Genomic DNA, 797 nt, shown 5'->3' with positions numbered 1-797 from the left:
GGACGACGGCCGCCCTCGCAGCCGCGCTCGTCCTTGGCGCCGCGCCGCTTTATGCCGGACCGCTTCAAAGTCAGATGGACCAAATCTTCAATTCGATGGTTAACGTCTCAAAACCGGGCGTCTACGAAACGCAGCGTCGAGGCGTTCTGACGGGCGGGAGTTTCTATTCGCGCAACAAAATTGTCGACACGCAAATTGCGGCTTTTGCACCGCCTTCCTGGAAGGGCGGCTGCGGGGGCATCGACTTTTTCGCAGGCAGCTTTTCCTTCATCAACGCCGATCAGTTCGTGCAGCTTCTGCGTGCCGTTGCCTCCAATGCGGTCGGCTACGCCTTTGAAATCGCGCTCGATACCACCTGTCCTCAGTGCACGGCGATCATCAATACCCTTCAGGAAAAAATCCAGAAACTCAATCAGTTCGCCGGCAACTCCTGTCAGCTCGCGCAGGGTCTCGTCAACGACGTGGCCGACGGCGTGGACTACGCACGAAAGAGCAAAGAGTTCAACAGTGCGGCTCAGCTGGGCATGACGGAAAGCTTCATGGACAGCGTTATGGAAATCGGCGGCAAAGATGCCGCTAGTCAGGTTGCCCGCGATCCGGAGACGGCCGAAAAGCTCTACGGGAACATCGTTTGGAAGGAATTGCGCAGCAACGACGTTGCCAAGTGGTTCGTCCAGACGATCGGTACGGACCGTCCTGTCTACGAGATGCTGATGTCCATAACGGGCACCGTCATTGTTGAAAAGCCGGAAGAAACACAGGACAACACGGGCGGCGCTGCCGGAAGTGCCTCGAAG

General features: G+C 57.6%; 1 protein-coding gene. It reads left to right on the top strand.

The window, feature by feature from the left end:
• Positions 1 to 797 (top strand): conjugal transfer protein TraH (locus H6A60_RS11930; RefSeq protein WP_205104915.1); only part of this gene is annotated, 797 nt, incomplete at both ends.

Origin of the sequence: Sutterella massiliensis (genome assembly GCF_016899755.1) — a bacterium.
Classification (GTDB): domain Bacteria; phylum Pseudomonadota; class Gammaproteobacteria; order Burkholderiales; family Burkholderiaceae_F; genus Sutterella; species Sutterella massiliensis.
The sequence above is the reverse complement of the archived record's forward strand: the minus strand, read 5'-3'. Positions and strand labels throughout refer to the sequence as shown.